We start from the raw sequence: 18,455 nt of genomic DNA, 5'->3' as shown, positions 1-18,455 counted from the left end.
TCCATCAGGGTCAGCGGTTGTGCGGAACGACGACGTCGTCGGCCCGCTCACCGGCGTCGGGGTAGAGCGCGAGCGTGACGACGACGCCGACCAGCAGACCGGCGAGCTGCATCCCGACGAAGGCCGGGGCCGAGGCCGGCGCGATGCCGGCGAAGGTGTCGGAGAAGATCCGGCCGACCGTCACTGCCGGGTTGGCGAACGAGGTGGAGCTGGTGAACCAGTACGCGGCTCCGATGTAGGCACCCACCGCGGGCGCGGCCAGGGCTCCCCGACCGGTGCGTGCGAGTGCGAAGACCAGGGCCACGAGGCCGGCGGTCGCCACGACCTCGGCCACGAGTGGGCCGCTGCCGAGCCGGTCCTTGTCCGAGAGGCCCTGGTCCACGTCGAACATCACGTTGGCCAGCACCGCCCCCGCGACCCCGCCGCCGACCTGGGCGACGGCGTACGCAGCGACGTCGGTCAGCGACAGGCCGGTGCCGCTGCGGCGGCCGAGGAACCAGTCCGCGAGCGAGACGACGGGGTTGAAGTGTGCTCCCGAGACCGGCCCGAACCAGAGGATCAACACGGTCAGCCCGAGAACGGTCGCGGTGGAGTTCTCGAGCAGCTGCAGACCGACATCGCCGGGAGAGAGGGTCTCGGCGGCGATGCCGGATCCGACCACGACGGCCACGAGCAGGGCGGTGCCGAGGAACTCCGCCAACAGGCGGCGCGACAGCGGGGGGATGCTCACGCCGCACATCTTGACCTGCCGAGGTGAGTCAGTCAACATTGAGGCAATGAACGCTGAGCGAGATGCCGCCCTTGGTCGCCGGGTCGCGGTGCATGCCGCGCTCGCGGACCCGACCCGGCTGCAGGTCGTCGACCTGCTCGCGATCGGTGACGCCGCGTCCTCCGAGCTGTCGGCGCGGCTCGGCACGCCGTCCAACCTCCTGGCCCACCACCTCAAGATCCTCGAGGGCGCGGGGGTCATCGCACGGCAGTCCTCAGAGGGCGATCGGCGCCGCAGCTACTGGCGGCTGGTCTCCGAGCCGCCGCTGACGCCCGGCGCGCCTCGGCTCGCGACGCCGGGCCGGCTGGTCTTCGTCTGCACCGCCAACACCGCGCGCTCCCACCTCGCGGCCGCGCTGTGGCGACGGGCGAGCGGGATCCCGGCGACATCGGCCGGCACACATCCGGCCGAGCGGGTCGCCCCGGGTGCCCTCGCGACCGCCCGACGGCACGACCTCGACCTGCCGGACATCGCGCCGCGGAGCCTCGACCAGATCCCCCCCGCACCGGAGGGGGGCGACCTCGTCGTCACGGTCTGCGACCGCGCCCACGAGGAGCTCGGGGCCATCGCTCAGGTGCACTGGTCCGTCCCCGACCCGGTCGTTGCCGGGACGAAGGGCGCCTTCGACCGCGCCCATGACGAGTTGGCGGGCCGGGTTCACCGGGTCGCACCTCTTCTCGGGCAGGCGGGCTGAGGCCGGCCTCCTGCCGCTCCCTGCGCAGGAGGTGTCCGCGCCCGCTCCTCCCGTGGCCGGACGGACGGCCACCGGTGGTGCTGCCGGACGTCGCCGCGAGCGCTGCGGCCATCAGACCCAGGCACCCGAGCACGACGAACAGGCCCGCGGTGCTCCCCGTCCACGCGGCGATCGCCGCGCCCGCGGCAGGCGCGAGGGCGGCGGCCACCCCGAGCGGCGCGTTGTAGACGCCGTTCAGAGCGGCATACCGCCCGGCACCCCAGTGCTCGCTCACGACCGTCGCGCTGATGAGCGTGAACAGCCCACGTGCGGCCCCGGCGACGACGGCCAGCAGGATCAGCAGCGGCACCGGACCGGGGACGGCCGCGAGCGCGAACACCATCGTGGCGAGGACGAGGATGATCGCGACGGCGCGGGGGTTCGGCGCCATCGACCTGTCGAGGAGGGGGTACAGCACGCGACCTGCGACCTGTCCCGCACCGCTGAGCCCCACCGCCCAGGCGGCCAGCTGGACGGTCGTGCCGCGGTCCTGCAGCAGTGGGACGAGATGGACCAGCGAGGCGTACATCACCAACGACGTGAGTGCCCCCGAGGCGGAGAGGAAGACGAAGGTGCGACTGGTCAGGATGCTCCGGTCGGATCGGGGCTGGCTCGGGAGCCCGGCCGCGTCCGTCGCGTCTGGCCGCCAGGGCGGGTGGAGGGCCACGGCGTGGGCCGGTGCCGTGAGCGCCAGGACGACGCCGAGCACGAGATAGGTGGTTCGCCATCCGATCTCGTTGCCCAGTGCGGCCGTCAGCGGTGCGAAGACGGTCGAGGAGAACCCGGCGACCAGGGTCAGGGTCGTGATCGCCCGCACCCGCCGGGCGCCGTACCACTGAGTGAGCGCCGCGAAGGCCGGCGGGTAGAACGTGCCGGCACTGCCGGCGCCGGCGATCAGCCAGCCGATGGCGAACACCGGCAGCGACGGCGCGGTCGCGATCACCATGACGGCCGCCGTGCCGACCACGCTGCCGACCGTCATCACGATCCGCGGGCCGCGGTCCTGCAGGACGCGACCCGCCGCGATGCCGAGGACGGCACCGAACAGGCTGCCGCCCGAGAACGCGGCCGTGACGGCCGTCTCGGACCATCCGGTGTCGGCGGTGATCCCCGTGGCGAGCACGGTGAAGGCGTAGTAGAGCACGCCGTACGCGACGGTGACCGTCACGCACAGCGTGCCGAGGACGCCGCGGGCGGCGCTGGGATCAGACGTCGGCAGGGGCCCGGCCGATCTCGAAGACCTCCGGACGCGGCGCCGGCGCGCAGCAGCCGCCGCCCGACCCGTCGGGGTCGTCGAACACGCCCGCACCGCCGCACACTCCGGTGTCGGGCAGGACGAGCTCGACCCGCTCGGCGGCGGCGTGGTCACCGGCGATCGCGGCGACCACACTGCGCACCTGCTCGTAGCCGGTCAGGGCGAGGAAGGTCGGCGCCCGGCCGTAGGACTTCATGCCCACGAGGTACAGGTCCGGCTCGGGCTGCGCGAGATCCGCGGCGCCCGTGGCGCGCACCGAACCGCAGGAGTGGAGGTTCGGGTCGATCTCCGCCGCGATCCGGCGGGGTGCCTCGAGCGTCGGGTCGAGGTCGAGCCGCATCTCGGACAGGAAGGAGAGGTCGGGGCGGAAGCCGGTGAGCACCACGACCGTGTCGGCCGGAGCGAGCTCGCGCCCGTCCTCGCCGACCAGGACGGCGCGCTCGCCCTCCCGATCGATCCGGGCGGTGCGGAATCCGGTGACCAGCTCGACCGTCCCCTCCTCGACCGCGTTCCTCGCCCGCTGGCCGAGAGCCCCGCGCTCCGGCAGCTCGTCGGCCGCGCCGCCACCGAAGGTACCGTTGCTGACGACGCGCCGGATCGCCCAGGTGATCCGGGTGTTCGGAGCCTCTTCGGCGATCCGGACCAGCTCGTGGATGGCGTTGAACGCCGAGTCGCCGGCGCCCACGACGACGGTGTGGCGCCCGGCGTACCGCTCGGGGCGGGATCGATCGGGGATCTGGTAGGAGAGGACGTCGCCCGCGGCGCGCTCGCCGAGGGCGGGCAGGCCGTCAGCGCCGGCCGGGTTCGGGCGACGCCAGGTGCCGGAGGCGTCGATCACGGCGCGTGCCTCGACCCGCGACTCGGCGCCGGCCGCGTCGACGACGTGGACGGTGAACGGCTGGGTGGCGCGCCCGGCGTCCACGAGCCGGTCGCGGCCCTTGCGGGACACCCCGGTCACGCGGGCGTCGTACCGGACCCGATCGCCGAGAGCCTCGGCCAACGGCTCCAGGTAGCCGGCGATCCACGCGGCGCCGGTGGGGTAGCCGGACCGCGGTGCCGACCAGCCGGACGGCTCGAGGAGTCGGGCCGATGCGGCGTCGACCAGCTCGGGCCACGCCGAGAACAGCCGGACGTGCGCCCATTCCGCGACAGCGGAGGCCGGGCCGGGGCCCGACTCGAGGACCAGCGGCTTCAGGCCGCGCTCCATGAGATGCGCGGCAGCCGCCAGGCCCTGCGGACCGGCACCGATCACCACGACGGGAAGGTCACTCATCACTGCTCCTCGGCTCAGGTATATATCGACGTTCTTCGATGCGAAAGCCTGGCCAACGTATCGACATTTGTCAATGGATGGGACAGGATGGCCTCATGGCCTCCTCCCTGCCGGTGATCCACTCGGCCGACCTGGCCGCCTGCTGCTCGCCCGTCACCGGCGGCCTGGTCGCCGACGAGACGGCCGAGTTGCTGGCGCGGATGTTCAAGGCGCTCGGCGACCCGACCCGGGTCAAGCTGCTCTCCCTCATCGCCGCGGCGCCCGACGGCGAGGCGTGCGTCTGCGACCTCACCGCGCCCGTGGGGCTCAGTCAGCCGACCGTCTCGCACCACATGAGGCTGCTGGTCGAGGCGGGGCTCGCCACCCGGGACCAGCGCGGTCGCTGGGCCTACTACCGTGTCGCTCCCGAGGCGCTGCGCTCCCTCGCCGCGGCGTTGGCTCCCATCGGTGGCTGACCCCTCCTGGCGCCCGATTGGCGGTGCCGGCGGCGGGCGCCCTAGACTGGCGGTACGAAGGGGAGTAGTCCTCAACAGCTGTGTCGACACGCTGGCCCGTGCAGTCTGCGGGCCCGGCACAGCGGGCCACCTGCCGAGGTGGCGGACGAGACTTTCGACCAGATGCGCGACCCGTGATGAATGGACGTGCCTGGTCGAAGGCACGTCATCGCGACGGGTTCCTCCGGCCGGGCGCCGGAGAGGAACCAGATGTACGCCTTCTTGTTGAGCACCGCGGTCATCTTCGTGGCCGAGCTCGGCGACAAGAGCCAGCTGATGGCGATGACCTTCGCCACCCGCTACCGCGCCCGCGACGTACTCATCGGCCTGACCGCCGCCACCGCGATCGTGCACCTCGCGTCGGTCGGGATCGGGTACGCCATCGGCGACGCCTTCGGCGACTACCAAGGCACCATCGAGGTGTGCGCGGGCATCGCCTTCCTCGGCTTCGCGCTGTGGACCCTGCGCGGTGACGAGCTGACCGAGGACGACGAGCGCAAGGCGGCCAGCGCGACCGGCCGCGCGATCCTCGTGGTCGGCGTCTTCTTCTTCCTCGCCGAGCTGGGCGACAAGACGATGCTCGCCACCATCACCCTGGCCACGCAGGAGGGCTGGTTCGGCACCTGGCTCGGCTCGACCCTCGGCATGGTGGCCGCCGACGCGCTCGCGATCGGCGTGGGTGCGGTGCTCGGTCGCCAGCTGCCCGAGCGGGTCATCAAGTACGGCGCCGCCGCGCTGTTCGCCCTCTTCGGGCTGCTGCTCATCGTCAGCGGGGCTGGTTGGATCTGAGGGTGACACCGGCGGCCCCGCCCCGTCCGCCACCCGTTCTCGCCGATCTCGTCCCGGCCGGGCGCCGGGCCACGGCGTACGGTGTCTTCGCGGCCGTGCAGGGCATCGGCGCGCTGGCCGGCGGGGTCCTCGCCGGCGCGCTGCTCGACGGGCACGTCACGCTCCTCGCGGTCGTGGTCGGCGCGCTGCAGCTGGCCGCGGCCGGGCTGCTGTGGAGGAGCTGTAACTACCTGTCCATGTCACTACGTGATGCGTAGACCGGTCAGGTAGTGACATGGACAGGTAGTTACAGCTGCGGGACCACCGAAAGGGGATGAGGGACATGGAGATCGTGCTGCGCCCGGTCGTGGCCGAGGACCTGCCGCTGCTGGCCGGCGGCGATGCGCCGTACGACGACTTCGGCCCGCGGCCGCCGCGCACGGAGCCGTACTCGCCGGAGCTGCGGGAGTTCGGCGGGATGGCCGTGTGCGACGCCGCCGACGGCCTGCTGCTGGGCAGCGTGAGCTGGATCTGGCAGCAGTGGGGACCGATGCCGGAGTCGCGCAACCCGATGATCGGCATCTGGCTGCGTCCGGAGGCCCGCGGCCGGGGGGCGGGCACGGCCGCCCAGCGGGCGCTGGCGGAGCTGTTCTTCCGGCACACGACCGTCAACCGGGTGGAGGCCACGACCGACGTCGAGAACGTCGCCGAGCAGCGGGCGCTGGAGAAGGCCGGCTTCACCCGTGAGGGCACGGTGCGGGGTGCGCAGTGGCGCGACGGCGCCTTCCACGACTGCTACTCCTACAGCATCCTGCGCGCGGACCGGGACGCCTGATGCGCCGCGGCCGCCCGGACCCCTGGTACGCGCGGCCCGCCGTCGGTGGCGCTCTCGCGCCGGCCGTGCCGGACCCCTCGCCGGCGGGCCCGCTGCCCGACGGGACGACCGGTGCGGCCGCGCCTCCGGTCGGCCACCCCAACCGGCTGCGGCAGAGCCTGCGGATCACCGCCGACCTGGGCGGTGAGCTCTTCGCGGGGACCGCGCGGGGCGAGGCGTTCTCCTTCGTCAGCCTGCTCGACCGGCAGCCGGTCGTGGTGACCCGCCATCCCGAGCACGTGCGCTCGCTGTTCGCGGCCGACCCGGACGTCGTGCCGTCGCTGGCGGGGGAGTCGCCGGTCCGCCCGATCGTCGGGCTGTCGGTGCTCACGGCGGTCGGCCAGCAGCACCGGCGGCGCCGCAAGCTGATGATGCCGTCGTTCCACGGCGAGGCGATCGCCCGCTACCGCGACGAGATCGTGGCCGCGACCGAACGCCACCTCGACGGCTGGGCACCCGGCGCCGCGTTCCCGCTGGCGGCGACCGCCCAGGCGATCACGCTCGACGTGATCATGAGCGGTGTGTTCGGCATCGACCACCGGGCGGCGCCGGCCGAGGCCCGGTTGCGCCAGGTCGTCCGGCAGACCCTCCGACTCTCCGTGGGTCCGCTCGCCCAGTTCGCGGAGCTGCTCAACCTCGACCGGGAGGAGTCGGTCGGACCGCAGAAGTGGGTGGTGCGCCGCCTCGACCGGGCCATGTACGACGTCATCGCGGCGCGGCGTGCGGAGCACGAGCCGGGTGCCCGGCACGACATCCTGGGCCTGCTGCTCGACGTGCGCGACGAGGACGGCGCGCCGCTGACCGACCGGGAGCTGCGCAACGAGCTGCTCACCCTGGTCCTCGCCGGTCACGAGACGACGGCGAACTCCATCGCCTGGACCTTCGAGCGGCTGCTGCGCGCGCCTGCCGCGTACGACCGGCTGCGCGACGTGGTGCGCTCGGGGGAGGACCCCGAGGGCTACCTCGAGGCCGTCATCACCGAGTCGATGCGGGTGCGGCCGGTGGTGCCGCTCATCGGGCGCCGGGTGCGGGTGCCGTGGCGGCTCGGCGACGTCGTCGTCCCGCCCGACAGCCGACTGCTGGTCGGCATCCTGCTGCTCCACCACCGCGCCGATCTCTACCCCGACCCGTTCCGGTTCGCGCCCGAGCGCTTCCTGGGCCGACGGCCGGGTGCCCACGAGTGGCTGCCGTTCGGTGGGGGCACCCGACGCTGCCTGGGCGCCGCGTTGGCGATGGAGGAGCTGCGCATCGTGGTCGCCGAGATCGCCCGGCGGGCGGACCTGGTCGCCGACGCCGCGGCACCGGAGCGGCCGATCCACCGCAACGTGACGATGATCCCCGGCCGTGGCGGCCGGGTCCGGGTGGCCGCGCTCCGGCCGTGACCGGCGAGCTCTCCTGGTCGGGGTACAACGCCTCCGATCGTGTGAGGTGGGTCGACGCGATCGGAGACGTTGGAGGACGAGCACCGCTCCACGTCATTTGTGAAGTGATGTAATCATGTAGTAACTTCACGATATGGAGAAGGCCACGCCGCGCGGCGCGATCGACCGCCTGATGCAGCTGTCGCTGCTGATCTCGAGCGACCTGGGTCGCTACGAGAAGGAGTCCGGCCTGACCGCGCCGCGGATCCACCTGCTGTGGCAGCTCGGCCTCGGCGGGCCGACCACCCAGCAACAGCTCGCCGCGGCGATGGACGTGACCCCGCGCAACGTCACCGGTCTCGTGGACGGGTTGGTCGCCTCCGGCCACGTCACCCGCGAGCCGCACCCCAGCGACCGCCGGGCGACCCTGGTGACGCCCACCGCCGCGGGGCTCGCCGTCATCAAGGAGAACCAGGACGGCTACGACGACCTTGCGCGACAGCTCTTCGGCGACCTCTCCGCGAGGAGGCTGGCCGACTTCACCGCCGTCCTCGACGTGACCATCGCCCGCTTCACCGCCCTGATGGAGGAGGTCGAGTCATGAACCGCTGCTGGCGCATCCTCAAGGACGTCGTCCTGGTCGAGCTGGCGATCTGGCGCAACCTGGCGCGCTGGATCGCCCGGCGCCCCGACGCTCCGGCGGGGGCGGTGCAGCTCGGCTACAGCCGGCTGACCGCGCCGGTCATGTGGCTGTGGATCTTCGGCTCCGTCGTCGAAGTGGTCGCCCTGGAGCTGGTGCTGCGCACCGTCGACGCCACCTGGGCGCACGTGGTCCGGGTCCCGCTCTTCGTGGTCGGGCTCTGGGGCGCGCTGTGGATGCTCGGCATGGCCGGCTCGTTCTACGTCCGTCGCCACTTCCTGCTCCCCGACCGGCTCACGATCCGCAACGGCCCGCGGTTCCGGGTCGACGTCCCGCTGGCGGCGATCACGCGCGTCCGCGGCGCCGAGCACGAGTTCGAGGGCGTGATCCGCTCGGTCCACGAGGAGGATGGGCTCCTCCTCGTCGGTCCGGGCAACCGCACCAATGTCGAGCTCACCCTCGCCGAGCCGACCGCGCTCGCCACCCACGACGGTGCGCGGGTGGTCGACCGGGTCGGGTTCTGGGTCGACGAGCCGCGCGAGGTGGTCCGGCTGCTCCAGCGCGCCGAGCAGGGACCCGGCGTGCGCTGAGCGCCTCGGCCGGTCGAGGCTGTAACTACCTGTCCGTGCGACTGCCCTACCGGTCTACCGGTGCGGTAGTGACACGAACAGATAGTTACAGCTGCGCCCCGCCCCGGTCAGCTCCCCGGGCGCGGCAGCCGGGCACTGCTGAGCGGCCGGCCGCCCAGCAGGTGCTCGTCGACGAGGTCCGGTACGACGCCGGGCCGGACGCCGCCGTACCAGATGTCGTCGGGGTGGACCACCAGCACCGGCGCCTGGTTGCAGGGGAACAGGCAGCCGGTCTGGGTGACGAGCACGTCGTCGTCGCCCAGGCCGCGCCGGCGCAGCTCGGCGTCGAGGGCGGTCGCGGTGGCCGCGGAGCCGCGGGCCGAGCACCGGGGCCCGCGACAGACCAGGACCTGCCGGGCATGGCCGGGCACGTCCTCCCAGGCCGGCGATGTCAGCGGCGCCTCCTCGCCGGTCACCGCGCGGCCGGTGAGGACGAGCTCGACGCCGGCGTTGGCCCGCCGCCAGTGCCCGGCGACCCGTCGCAGCCAGGAGCGGGCCGTCGGCGCGCCCAGCCCGAGGCCCACCAGCTCGATCCGGCGCGCCCCCGTCGCCGCCAGCCGGTCGAGCTCGTCGGCCAGGCTCGGCGTACCGGCCTGGAGGAAGGCGAGCGACGAGCCGGTTGCGGCGGCCACCTCGCGCAGCTCCTCGGCGTGGCGCGCCGCGTCGACGCCCAGGGGGACGAGGACGACCGCGCGACTCACCGGGCCGCCCTCGCGTCGTGCCATACGACGTGCAGCCGTCCGGAGCGGTCGTGGCGCCCGACCGTGGCCTCGACGCCGTAGACCCGGTGGACCAGCTCCGTGGTGAGCACCTCGTCCGGGGGGCCGGCGGCGACCACCCGGCCGGCCTGGAGGACGACCAGCCGGTCGCAGAACGCCGCCGCCAGGTCGAGGTCGTGCAGCGCCGCGAGGGCCGTGCGGCCCAGCGCCCGGACCGTCGCCAGCAGGTCGATCTGGTGGGACAGGTCGAGGTGGTTGGTCGGTTCGTCGAGCATGAGGACCGCCGGCTGCTGGGTGAGGGCGCGGGCCAGCTGGACCCGCTGTCGCTCGCCTCCGGACAGGGTCTGCCAATCACGGTCGGCGAGGTGGGTCACCCCGCACTGCCGCATCGCCTCGGCGACCTCGGCCGCGCCCTCGCCGCGCGCCGCCGGCCAGCGCCCGCGGTGCGGGATCCGGCCCAGCTCGACGACCTGCCGCGCGGTCAGCGGCAGCCCGGTCGCGGCGTGCTGCTCGAGGAACGCGATCCGCTGCGCCCGGAGCCGGGCCGGCAGCCGGTGCACGTCGTCGTCCCCCAGGAGGACCGTGCCGGAGGCGGGCCGCCGGAGCCCGGCCATCACGTGCAGCAGCGTGGTCTTGCCCGAGCCGTTGGGGCCGAGCAGCCCGGTGACGGTCCCCGGCGCGCAGGCGACCGACACGTCGTGGAGGATCGTGCGGGTCCGGACGCCCCACGAGAGTCCCTCGGCCGCGAGCCTCATCGCGCCCTCGACTCGCGCCGCAGCAGGTAGGCGAACAGCGGGGCACCGAGGACGGCGGTCACCACGCCGATGGGGATCTCCTGCCCCTCGACCAGCGACCGCGCCGCGGTGTCGGCCCAGATCATCAGCACGGCGCCGGCCAGTGCGCTCAGGGGCAGCAGCCGGCGGTGCAGCGGCCCCCCGACCAGCCGGACGACGTGGGGCACCACCAGCCCGACGAACCCGATCGCGCCGGTGTAGGCGACCAGGCACGCGGTCAGCAGCGCCGTACCGACGAGCAGGACCCAGCGGGTACGCCGGATCGAGACGCCCAGCGAGGCCGCCGAGGCGTCGCCGAAGGCGAAGGCGTCCAGGTCCGCCGCGCACGCGACGATCCCGACCAGGGCGACGAGCGCGACGACGAGCAGCACCGTCGCGCTGTGCCAGCGCACGCCGGCGAGCGAGCCCATCGTCCAGGCGAGCACCCGGCGCGCCGCGTCGTGGTCGCCGCTCATCATCACCGCGAACGACGTGTACGCCGCGCAGATCTGCCCGATCGCCACGCCGGCCAGCACGGTGCGGGCCGGCGGCAGGTCCCCGGTGCGGCCGGTGGCCAGGGTCAGGACGAGCGCCAGCGCGACCAGGGCCCCGACGAAGGCCGCCGTGCCGAGGGCGGCGCCGCCGACCAGCCCGCCGACGCTCACCCCGAGCACGATCACGCTGACCGCGCCGACCGTCGCGCCGCCGGAGATGCCCAGCAGGTAGGGGTCGGCGAGGTCGTTGCGGGTCAGTGACTGCAGCACCGCCCCGGCCAGCGCGAGTCCCGCGCCGGTCGCCGCCGCCCCGAGCACGCGGGGCATCCGCAGCTGCCACACGATCTTGTCGTCGACGACGCTCACGTCGTCGACGGGCAGGCCGAGCCGGCGCAGCACGACGTCCACGACGTCGCCCGTGGGCACGTGCACCGACCCGATCCCGACGGCCACGACCAGGCTGACGGCCAGGGCGGCGACCAGCGCCACCCCGACCAGGAGCCCGGTGCGCGGCCGGCTCCGCGCCGGCCGGGCGGACCGGGGCGACCGGGCGAGCCGGGTCGACCGGCTGGGCTGCAGCATCAGCCCAGCGCGCTCAGCTGCTCGCCGACCGACACCGCGCCGTCGGCGAGCCGGACGCCGGGCGTGGACTCGGAGAACGGCAGCACGACGTACGCCTTCGCCCGGACGGCCCGCAGGTCCGAGAGCGCCGGGTCCTTCTCGAGCATCGCGATCTTGTCGGCCGCGGTGGACCAGCTCGCGTCGGCGACCACGATCACGTCGGGGTCGGCCGCGACGACCTGCTCCCAGCTGACGTCGGCCCAGCTGCCCTCCAGGTCGGCGAACACGTTGGTCGCACCGACCGCGTCGAGGATCAGCTGGGGACCGCCCTGGCCGGCACCGGCGAACGCGGTCTTGTCACCGGAGTCGTACCAGAACACGGTGCGGCCGGCCCCCGGTCGCCGGTCGGCGAGGTCGTCGAGCGCGGCCTGCTGCTCCTCCTGGATCGCCGCCGCCCGCTCGGGTACGCCGAACGCCGCGGCCACGGTCGCGATCTCGTCCCAGACGGAGTCGAAGGCGATCTCCACGCGGTCGTGGCCCTTGCCGCAGCCGAACGGGGAGTTGTACGACGCGATGCCGAGCACGGCCAGCTCCTCGCGCGGGCCGGCGGCGTCCGCGTCGAAGGCGCTGAGATAGGAGGCGTAGACGAAGTCGGGCTCGGCCGCGAGCAGGGTCTCGTTGTCGGGGTACTCCGCGGACAGCACCGGGACCTCGTCGTACGCGTCCTGCCACTTCGCGGGGACGGCGTCGTCGAGGTAGGCCGTGCCGGCCATCCGGTCGGCGAGGCCGAGCGCCAGCATCACCTCGGTCGCGCCCTGGTTCATCGACACCGCGCGCTCCGGCGGGGCCGTGACGGTGGCCTCGAAGCCGCAGCTGGAGACTCGCGCCGGGAAGGCGTCGCCGGCCGCCTTCTTGCGCTCCGGCTCGGGGGCGCCGGCACAGCCGGCGAGGGTCAGCGCGAGGGTCAGGGGGACGGCGAGCAGGGTCGGGCGGACCCGGGTACGACGGGACGTCATGGTCACTCTTCTCAGTCCGAGGCTCGTGCGCGAAGCCTGTTGGGTGGGTGACGCGGACCCGGGAGGGTCCACGGCCAGCAGGTCTTCGGACTCGGGATCGACCGGACGGAGCGCCTTCCCAGTGCCGGTCGGCCGAGTGTCCGCCGTCCGTCACCAGTGACGTGTTGCCCCGCCCGTCACCCTCACCGCTGCGCGTCAGTCCCGGACTCTCACCGGGTTCCCTGACCCACGATGCTCGTGAGTACGACTGGCGAGGCGGACGCTAGCACGCGGGCCTCCCGAAATCTCAGGCGGTGCCGCGTTCGGTCCGGGCGCGGGCGGCCCGCGCGGCGATGGAGTCGAGCAGGAGCTCCAGGGCGGTGTCGAAGACCTGCTCGCTCTCGATCCGGTCGAGATCGCCGCTGATGGAGTGCAGGTTGCCGAACTGGTCGGGCGCCGTGGCGTAGGCGGTCGTCCAGGTGGTCCGCTCGGCCTCCTGGATGCTCTTGTCGAGGATCCGGAAGCCGGCCAGCCCGCCGGACCACAGCAGCGCGAAGTCGGCGATCACGCGGTAGTACAGCGCGAGCTCGCGGTCGGGGATCCCGGCCGCGCGCAGGGCGCCGACGACAGCGTCCGCGGCCTTCATCTCCGAGGACCCGGTGGTGATCCGCGGGCCGCTGAGGACGGCGGCGGCGGGATGGCTGACGTAGGTGGTGCGGACCCGCTGGCACACGTCGACGAGCGTGCCCCGCCAGTCGTCGACGGCGGGCTCGAAGTCCTCGAAGGCCTCGGTGAGCAGTCGGTCGGCGACGGCGAGCACCAGGTCGTCCTTGCTGGCGAAGTGCCGGTACACCGCGGTCTGGTCGGCGCCGAGGGTGCGTCCGAGACGGGGCATCGTGAACGCCGCGAGACCCTGCTCGTCGAGGAGGGCCAGGCTCGCGGTCACGATCCTCTCCGGGGTCAGCGCGCCGCGCGGCAGCCGGCGTCGCCGGGCGGTGCCAGAGGCCTTCGGTGTGCTCACGGGCCGCATCATGCCACCCGTCGCGGACCGTCCCGCGCGCAGGGCGCCTTCAAGTCAGTCTCTTAGTCAAAGGTATTGACTTAGCGTGCCGGGACGCGCTGTACTCCTCTCCACAGCGACCCAGGAGGACCCCGATGCCCCAGCTCCACGCCGACACCGTCTTCGTCGGCGGCCCGGTCTTCACCGCCGATGCGGCGCGCTCCTTCACCGACGGGGTCGCGGTCGCCGGCGGGCGGGTGCTGGCGGTGGGAGACCAGGCCGCGAGGGAGCTCGCCGGCCCGCGGACAGAGGTCGTCGACCTGCGCGGCCGGCTACTGGTGCCGGGCTTCGTGGACGCCCACGCCCATCCGGTGTTCGCCGGCCTGGAGCTGCAGCAGTGCGACCTCGTCGGCGCCGAGGATGCCACGCAATGCCTCGACCGCATCGCCGCGTATGCCGCCGCGCATCCCGAGCAGGAGTGGATCGTCGGTGGCGGTTGGTCGATGGACCACTTCGCCGACGGGACGCCGACCCGCCAGGAGCTGGACCGGGTCTGCGCCGACCGGCCCGCATTCCTCATCAACCGCGACCGGCACGGCGCGTGGGTCAACACGGAGGCACTGCGCCGGGCCGGTGTCACCGCGACCACCCCGGACCCGCCGCGCGGCCGGATCGAGCGCGAACCCGACGGCACCCCCTCCGGCTCACTGCACGAGGCGGCCGCCGACCTGGTCGCGCGGCACACCCCGGCGCCGACGGCCGCCGACCACGACCGGGCCCTGGAGCTGGGGCAGCGCCGGATGCTCGAGCTCGGCATCACCTCCTGGCAGGACGCTCTGGTCGGCGCCTACCTGCACTATCCCGACACGTACGACATCTACCGCCGCGCGGAGGCCGCGGGGACCCTGGTCGCCCGGGTCGTCGGGGCCCAGTGGTGGGACCCGACCCGGGGCGTCGACCAGGTCGAGGAGCTCCTCGAGCGCCGTGCGGGCACCGGCTCGGGTCGGTTCCGCGCCACCAGCGTGAAGTTCATGCAGGACGGCGTGTGCGAGAACTTCACCGCGGCGATGCTGGCGCCCTATCTCGGGCCGCCCGACGGCGCCTCGCCCGGCAGCGGGCTGAGCTACCTGGATCCCCGGGAGCTCGCCGCCGGGGTCGGCGCGGTGGACCACCTCGGCTTCCAGGCGCACTTCCACACCATCGGCGACCGCGCCGTCCGGGAGGCGCTGGACGCGGTGGAGCGGGCTCGGGCGACCCGCCCGACCTCGGTCTCAGGAGGTCACCGGGGCGACAACCGCCACCACCTGGCCCACATCCAGGTGATCCACCCCGACGACATTCCGCGCTTCCGCTCGCTGCGGGCCGCCGCGAACATGCAGCCGCTGTGGGCGCACCTCGACCCGCAGATGTCCGACCTCACCGCGCCCTTCCTCGGCCCCGAGCGGACCGAGCGCCAGTACCCGTTCCAGCAGCTGCGCGCCGCCGGGGCGACACTGGTGGCGGGCAGCGACTGGCCGGTCTCGTCGGCCGACCCGATGCTCGGCATCCACGTCGCCGTCAACAGGATGGCGCCCGGCGGCTCCGACGGCGCGCCACTCACGCCGCACCAGCGGCTCACCCTGGTCGACGCGCTCGCCGCCTACACGGCGGGCTCCAGCTGGATCAACCACCTGGAGGACACGCTCGGCAGCATCGCGCCGGGCCGGGACGCCGACCTGGTGGTCCTCGACCGCGATCCGTTCCAGGGTGGGCACGACGAGATCTCGCTGGCCGGCGTCGACGAGACCTTCGTCGCGGGCCGCCGGGTGCACGCCCGGGAGTACGCATGAGCACGCCCGAGGAGCTGGAGGTCGTCGTCGCCGAACTGAGCTGGGAGGCCGACGGCGTGGTCGCGGTCGCGCTGGCGCCGCTGCCGGACGGGCCGCCGCTGCCCGCCTGGACCCCGGGCGCCCACGTCACGATCCGGCTGCTGCCCGGCCTGGAGCGCCAGTACTCGCTGTGCGGAGACCCGGTCGACGTCCGCTACCGGATCGCGGTCCGGCACTGCCCGCGCGGCCGGGGCGGCTCGGACTACGTGCACCGCTTCCTGCGGCCCGGCCAGCGGGTCCGGATCTCGGCGCCGCGCAACCACTTCCCTTTCCTCCCGGCCGACTCCTATGCCTTCGTCGCCGGCGGGATCGGGATCACCCCGATCCTGCCGATGGTCCGGCGGGCCGAGGCCGACGGCATCCCGTGGACCCTCGCGTACGTCGGCCGGGAGCGCGCCACGATGGCGTTCGTCGACCGGCTCACCCGGCTGGACGCGCCCGAGCCCACCGTCGTGCCGAGCACGGTGCGCAGCACGGTGTGGGCGTCCGGCGCGGACGGGCGCTTCGACCTGTCCGGCCACCTCGACGCCCACCTGCGCCGGCATGGGGAGGCCCGGGTCTACGCGTGCGGACCGACGTCGATGATGGACGCGCTCGAGGAGCTCTGCGCCGAGAGGGCCGAGCTCGCCTTCCACGGCGAGCGGTTCCGGGCCCCGGGCACGGAGGCCCCGCCGGGACAGCCCTTCGACGTCCGGTGCGTGCGCAGCGGCCTGGACCTGCACGTCGACGCCGACCGCTCGCTCCTCGACGTGCTGTCCGCCGCCGGCCTCCCTGTGGTCGGCTCCTGCCGCGAGGGCCTCTGCGGCACCTGCGAGGTCGTGGTGCGCGCCGGCGAGCCCGACCACCGCGACCACGTCGGCCTGGCCTCCCAGGAGGCGCCGCGGGTGATGGCGGCCTGCGTCTCCCGCGCCCTCACCGCACACCTGGAGCTGGAGCTCTGATGACCGTGCACACCCGCCCCCGCCGCGTCGACCTCGCCCGGGTCCGCGAGCTGGTCGGCCACCCGGACCCGGCCATCGAGGCCAAGGTGCTCGACCACCTCGATCCCTACTGCCAGCTCTTCGTCGCGCACTCGCCGTACTGCGTCCTGGCGACGGTCGGTCCCGACGGCCTGGCCGACTGCTCGCCGCGCGGCGACGACCCCGGTTTCGTGCGGGTCCTCGACGAGCGGACCCTGGTCCTGCCGGACCGCCCCGGCAACCAGCTCGCCGAGTCCTTCACCAACATCTGCCACGAGCCGGCCGTCGGCATGCTCTTCCTCGTCCCCGGGTACGCCGAGACGCTCCGCGTCAACGGCCGCGCCTACCCGAGCGACGACCCGGAGCTGATGCCGATGCTCGAGGCCCGCGGCCGGGTCCCGTCGCTGGCCACCGTGATCGAGGTCGAGCAGGCCTACCTGCACTGCGGCAAGGCCAACCTCCGCGGCGGGCTGTGGGAGAGCGGCCGCCAGGAGCTCGCCGACCTCCTGCCCAGCGGCGGCGTCATCGCCGCCGCCCATATCGGCATCGACGGACTCACGGCCGCCCTCCTCGAGGACGACCTCGCCGACGACTACCAGCGCAACCTCTGACAGAACCGGAGCATCCCGCATGTCCCTGCCCTTCACCCGGATCGAGCCGGCACCGCTGAGCGACGTCGCCGAGCAGCACCTCGTCCGCACCCGCGACGGCGTCCGGCTCGCCACCGACGTCTACCTGCCCGACCGTCCCGGTCGCCATCCCGCCGTGGTCTGTCGGCTGCCGTACGACAAGAACAGCGCGTGGATGGCCATCGAGCAGATCGCGCCGCACTACCTCGACCGGGGCTATGTCCTGGTCGTCCAGGACGTGCGGGGCAAGTTCCGTTCCGAGGGCGAGACCTACCCGTTCCGCAACGAGGTCGCGGACACCTTCGACACCCTCGGGTGGGTCACGGCCCAAGCCTGGTCGGACGGCACGGTCGGCATGGTCGGCGACTCGTACCACGGCTACACGCAGTGGGCCGGCGTCGCCGGTGGACATCCCGCGCTGCGGGCGATCGCGCCGCGGGTGACCGGGATGGCCATCGGGTCCTGGGGCGGCGGCGCACCCCAGCAGCGGGCGACCAGCCTCTACCAAGCCAACTACTTCGCGCACCATTGGGTGGACAACGCCGCCTACGACTACGAGGTCGACTGGACCGTGCGGCCGCTGCGCGACCTCTTCGAGTCCGCCTTCTCGGCGATCGGCGCCCGTTCGCAGATCCTCGACCGGGTGCTCTCCGGCGGCCCGGCGACGCCCGAGCTGGCGGCCCGGCCCCCCTTCGCCGCCCGGCCGGTGCCGGTCCTGCACCGGGTGGGCTGGTTCGACAACCTGCTCGACCTCTCCATGCAGGACTACCGCGAGCAGCTGGCCCAGCCCGCCTGGCGCCACCTCGCCTATCTCGACGCCGACGCGTGCGACCACTACTCCTTCCACCTCGACGACGCGCCGGTCCCGCCCGAGCGCAATCACGGCCTGGACCCGGCGGTCCTGCAGGCGATGCTGCCGCGCTACCTGGGCCGCACCCTGGACTTCTTCGACGTGCACGTCCGGGGCCGCGAGGGCGCCGTCGACCGGGCCACCTGGTGGCACGGCCATCTAGGAGTCCGCACCGCCGGTTCCTGGCCGCCGGTCACCGCGTCGACGCTGCGGCTCTACCCGGCCGAGGGCGCCGCGGCGACCGCGTCCGCCGACGGCGGTGCGCTCGACGCCACCCCGCGGGCGGCCGAGCACGCGGAGTGGGTCCACGACCCGGCCGACCCGGTGCCGTCGACCGTCGTCGACTCCTTCACCTTCCTCATCGAGTACCCGGACGAGAGCGTCGTCCACGACCGGCCGGACGTGCTCACCTTCACCGGCGCCCCCCTGTCCGAGCCGCTGGACCTCGCCGGCCCGGTGCACGCGGTCGTCGACCTGGACGTCGCGGGCCCGAGCACCGACGTCTTCGTCAAGCTGCACGACGTCGCCCCGGACGGCACCACCCGGCTGGTGGTGCGCGGCCAGCGCCGGGTCGAGGGCACCGCCGGCGGCGTTGTCGACCTGGGCGAGACCGGCTACCGGTTCCGGCCCGGACACCGCCTGCGGCTCCAGGTCAGCGCGAGCGACTTCCCGCTCTATGCACCGCATCCCGGCACCGCGGACAGCCCCTGGGACGCCGTGTCCATCCAGCCCACCCGTCACCGCCTGCGACTCGGCGCCGGCCACACCCACCTCCAGCTCAGCGTCGTCACGGCGCTCTGAGCCGTCCTCA

General features: G+C 73.8%; 19 protein-coding genes, 1 pseudogene and 1 riboswitch. Of the genes and pseudogenes, 12 read left to right on the top strand and 8 right to left on the bottom strand.

From position 1 onward, the window contains the following. Window positions 1-10 precede the first annotated feature (10 nt). The gene (locus ACPZVR_RS21725) at window positions 11-739 is read right to left on the bottom strand and encodes an aquaporin (RefSeq protein WP_436701831.1); all 729 of its coding nucleotides are present in this window, start codon (window positions 737-739) and stop codon (window positions 11-13) included. A gap of 37 nt (window positions 740-776) precedes the next feature. On the opposite strand from ACPZVR_RS21725, the gene ACPZVR_RS21720 reads away from it, so the two are divergent. Further along, window positions 777-1,463 carry an arsenate reductase/protein-tyrosine-phosphatase family protein gene (locus ACPZVR_RS21720; RefSeq protein WP_436701776.1) on the top strand — a complete coding sequence of 229 codons (687 nt, stop codon included), beginning with the start codon at window positions 777-779 and terminating at the stop codon, window positions 1,461-1,463. Window positions 1,464-1,566: 103 nt separating this feature from the next. Here the strand turns inward: ACPZVR_RS21720 and ACPZVR_RS21715 are convergent. Then, window positions 1,567-2,670 (bottom strand): annotated as a pseudogene (locus ACPZVR_RS21715) (MFS transporter); the annotation flags it as partial. Between the two features lie 37 nt (window positions 2,671-2,707). Next, window positions 2,708-4,030, bottom strand: a complete 1,323-nt coding sequence (locus ACPZVR_RS21710) for an NAD(P)-binding domain-containing protein (RefSeq protein ID WP_436701775.1) — start codon at window positions 4,028-4,030, stop codon at window positions 2,708-2,710. A gap of 95 nt (window positions 4,031-4,125) precedes the next feature. On the opposite strand from ACPZVR_RS21710, the gene ACPZVR_RS21705 reads away from it, so the two are divergent. The 7 genes from ACPZVR_RS21705 (at window position 4,126) to ACPZVR_RS21675 (ending at window position 8,757) form a co-directional block, all read left to right on the top strand. Next, window positions 4,126-4,485, top strand: coding sequence for an ArsR/SmtB family transcription factor (locus ACPZVR_RS21705; RefSeq protein ID WP_436701774.1), 360 nt, complete (start codon window positions 4,126-4,128; stop codon window positions 4,483-4,485). Between the two features lie 249 nt (window positions 4,486-4,734). Beyond that, a complete protein-coding gene (locus ACPZVR_RS21700; RefSeq protein ID WP_436701773.1) occupies window positions 4,735-5,313 on the top strand; it encodes a TMEM165/GDT1 family protein in 579 nt (192 codons plus the stop codon). Between the two features lie 2 nt (window positions 5,314-5,315). After that, window positions 5,316-5,570 carry a hypothetical protein gene (locus ACPZVR_RS21695; protein WP_436701772.1) on the top strand — a complete coding sequence of 85 codons (255 nt, stop codon included), beginning with the start codon at window positions 5,316-5,318 and terminating at the stop codon, window positions 5,568-5,570. A gap of 65 nt (window positions 5,571-5,635) precedes the next feature. After that, complete coding sequence (locus ACPZVR_RS21690) at window positions 5,636-6,127, top strand: GNAT family N-acetyltransferase (RefSeq protein WP_436701771.1); 492 nt, start codon at window positions 5,636-5,638, stop codon at window positions 6,125-6,127. Beyond that, window positions 6,127-7,548 (top strand): cytochrome P450, encoded by a 1,422-nt coding sequence (locus tag ACPZVR_RS21685; protein ID WP_436701770.1) that lies wholly within the window; start codon window positions 6,127-6,129, stop codon window positions 7,546-7,548. Before ACPZVR_RS21690 ends, ACPZVR_RS21685 begins: the two co-directional genes overlap by 1 nt. Before the next feature lie 133 nt (window positions 7,549-7,681). Next, on the top strand, window positions 7,682-8,131 hold the full coding sequence (locus ACPZVR_RS21680) for a MarR family winged helix-turn-helix transcriptional regulator (protein ID WP_436701769.1): 450 nt from the start codon (window positions 7,682-7,684) through the stop codon (window positions 8,129-8,131). Beyond that, window positions 8,128-8,757 carry a hypothetical protein gene (locus tag ACPZVR_RS21675; protein WP_436701768.1) on the top strand — a complete coding sequence of 210 codons (630 nt, stop codon included), beginning with the start codon at window positions 8,128-8,130 and terminating at the stop codon, window positions 8,755-8,757. The genes ACPZVR_RS21680 and ACPZVR_RS21675 overlap by 4 nt, the downstream gene beginning before the upstream one ends. 107 nt (window positions 8,758-8,864) lie before the next feature. On the opposite strand, the gene ACPZVR_RS21670 is transcribed toward ACPZVR_RS21675, so the two are convergent. The 5 genes from ACPZVR_RS21670 to ACPZVR_RS21650 form a co-directional block, all read right to left on the bottom strand. Then, on the bottom strand, window positions 8,865-9,497 hold the full coding sequence (locus ACPZVR_RS21670; RefSeq protein ID WP_436701767.1) for a (2Fe-2S) ferredoxin domain-containing protein: 633 nt from the start codon (window positions 9,495-9,497) through the stop codon (window positions 8,865-8,867). Next, window positions 9,494-10,270 (bottom strand): ABC transporter ATP-binding protein, encoded by a 777-nt coding sequence (locus ACPZVR_RS21665; RefSeq protein WP_436701766.1) that lies wholly within the window; start codon window positions 10,268-10,270, stop codon window positions 9,494-9,496. The genes ACPZVR_RS21670 and ACPZVR_RS21665 overlap by 4 nt, the downstream gene beginning before the upstream one ends. After that, window positions 10,267-11,364: an iron chelate uptake ABC transporter family permease subunit gene (locus ACPZVR_RS21660; RefSeq protein ID WP_436701765.1), complete on the bottom strand. Its 1,098-nt coding sequence runs from the start codon at window positions 11,362-11,364 to the stop codon at window positions 10,267-10,269. Before ACPZVR_RS21660 ends, ACPZVR_RS21665 begins: the two co-directional genes overlap by 4 nt. Beyond that, window positions 11,364-12,359: an ABC transporter substrate-binding protein gene (locus ACPZVR_RS21655; RefSeq protein ID WP_436701764.1), complete on the bottom strand. Its 996-nt coding sequence runs from the start codon at window positions 12,357-12,359 to the stop codon at window positions 11,364-11,366. The genes ACPZVR_RS21660 and ACPZVR_RS21655 overlap by 1 nt, the downstream gene beginning before the upstream one ends. A gap of 59 nt (window positions 12,360-12,418) precedes the next feature. Then, window positions 12,419-12,626, bottom strand: a riboswitch (cobalamin riboswitch). Window positions 12,627-12,645: 19 nt separating this feature from the next. After that, window positions 12,646-13,359, bottom strand: coding sequence for a TetR/AcrR family transcriptional regulator (locus tag ACPZVR_RS21650; RefSeq protein ID WP_436701763.1), 714 nt, complete (start codon window positions 13,357-13,359; stop codon window positions 12,646-12,648). Between the two features lie 134 nt (window positions 13,360-13,493). On the opposite strand from ACPZVR_RS21650, the gene ACPZVR_RS21645 reads away from it, so the two are divergent. The 4 genes from ACPZVR_RS21645 to ACPZVR_RS21630 are packed head-to-tail and all read left to right on the top strand — an operon-like array spanning window position 13,494 to window position 18,445. Further along, entirely contained in the window at window positions 13,494-15,167 is a 1,674-nt protein-coding gene (locus ACPZVR_RS21645) for an amidohydrolase (protein WP_436701762.1), read from the top strand. Further along, a complete protein-coding gene (locus tag ACPZVR_RS21640) occupies window positions 15,164-16,147 on the top strand; it encodes a PDR/VanB family oxidoreductase (RefSeq protein WP_436701761.1) in 984 nt (327 codons plus the stop codon). Before ACPZVR_RS21645 ends, ACPZVR_RS21640 begins: the two co-directional genes overlap by 4 nt. Next, on the top strand, window positions 16,147-16,776 hold the full coding sequence (locus ACPZVR_RS21635; protein ID WP_436701760.1) for an MSMEG_1061 family FMN-dependent PPOX-type flavoprotein: 630 nt from the start codon (window positions 16,147-16,149) through the stop codon (window positions 16,774-16,776). The genes ACPZVR_RS21640 and ACPZVR_RS21635 overlap by 1 nt, the downstream gene beginning before the upstream one ends. Window positions 16,777-16,795: 19 nt before the next feature. Beyond that, complete coding sequence (locus ACPZVR_RS21630; protein WP_436701759.1) at window positions 16,796-18,445, top strand: CocE/NonD family hydrolase; 1,650 nt, start codon at window positions 16,796-16,798, stop codon at window positions 18,443-18,445. Window positions 18,446-18,455: the final 10 nt, after the last annotated feature.

The sequence above is a fragment of the Nocardioides segetis genome (genome assembly GCF_051390595.1).
GTDB lineage: Bacteria > Actinomycetota > Actinomycetes > Propionibacteriales > Nocardioidaceae > Nocardioides.
This window is presented reverse-complemented; position numbering and strand designations above follow the sequence as displayed.

Bases quoted from the DNA above. Each gene is read 5' to 3' on its own strand.
- ACPZVR_RS21725 (WP_436701831.1), bottom strand. From the start codon at position 739: ATGTGCGGCGTGAGCATCCCCCCGCTGTCGCGCCGCCTGTTGGCGGAG.
- ACPZVR_RS21720 (WP_436701776.1), top strand. From the start codon at position 777: ATGAACGCTGAGCGAGATGCCGCCCTTGGTCGCCGGGTCGCGGTGCAT.
- ACPZVR_RS21710 (WP_436701775.1), bottom strand. From the start codon at position 4,030: ATGAGTGACCTTCCCGTCGTGGTGATCGGTGCCGGTCCGCAGGGCCTG.
- ACPZVR_RS21705 (WP_436701774.1), top strand. From the start codon at position 4,126: ATGGCCTCCTCCCTGCCGGTGATCCACTCGGCCGACCTGGCCGCCTGC.
- ACPZVR_RS21700 (WP_436701773.1), top strand. From the start codon at position 4,735: ATGTACGCCTTCTTGTTGAGCACCGCGGTCATCTTCGTGGCCGAGCTC.
- ACPZVR_RS21690 (WP_436701771.1), top strand. From the start codon at position 5,636: ATGGAGATCGTGCTGCGCCCGGTCGTGGCCGAGGACCTGCCGCTGCTG.
- ACPZVR_RS21685 (WP_436701770.1), top strand. From the start codon at position 6,127: ATGCGCCGCGGCCGCCCGGACCCCTGGTACGCGCGGCCCGCCGTCGGT.
- ACPZVR_RS21680 (WP_436701769.1), top strand. From the start codon at position 7,682: ATGGAGAAGGCCACGCCGCGCGGCGCGATCGACCGCCTGATGCAGCTG.
- ACPZVR_RS21675 (WP_436701768.1), top strand. From the start codon at position 8,128: ATGAACCGCTGCTGGCGCATCCTCAAGGACGTCGTCCTGGTCGAGCTG.
- ACPZVR_RS21665 (WP_436701766.1), bottom strand. From the start codon at position 10,270: ATGAGGCTCGCGGCCGAGGGACTCTCGTGGGGCGTCCGGACCCGCACG.
- ACPZVR_RS21660 (WP_436701765.1), bottom strand. From the start codon at position 11,364: ATGCTGCAGCCCAGCCGGTCGACCCGGCTCGCCCGGTCGCCCCGGTCC.
- ACPZVR_RS21655 (WP_436701764.1), bottom strand. From the start codon at position 12,359: ATGACGTCCCGTCGTACCCGGGTCCGCCCGACCCTGCTCGCCGTCCCC.
- ACPZVR_RS21645 (WP_436701762.1), top strand. From the start codon at position 13,494: ATGCCCCAGCTCCACGCCGACACCGTCTTCGTCGGCGGCCCGGTCTTC.
- ACPZVR_RS21640 (WP_436701761.1), top strand. From the start codon at position 15,164: ATGAGCACGCCCGAGGAGCTGGAGGTCGTCGTCGCCGAACTGAGCTGG.
- ACPZVR_RS21635 (WP_436701760.1), top strand. From the start codon at position 16,147: ATGACCGTGCACACCCGCCCCCGCCGCGTCGACCTCGCCCGGGTCCGC.
- ACPZVR_RS21630 (WP_436701759.1), top strand. From the start codon at position 16,796: ATGTCCCTGCCCTTCACCCGGATCGAGCCGGCACCGCTGAGCGACGTC.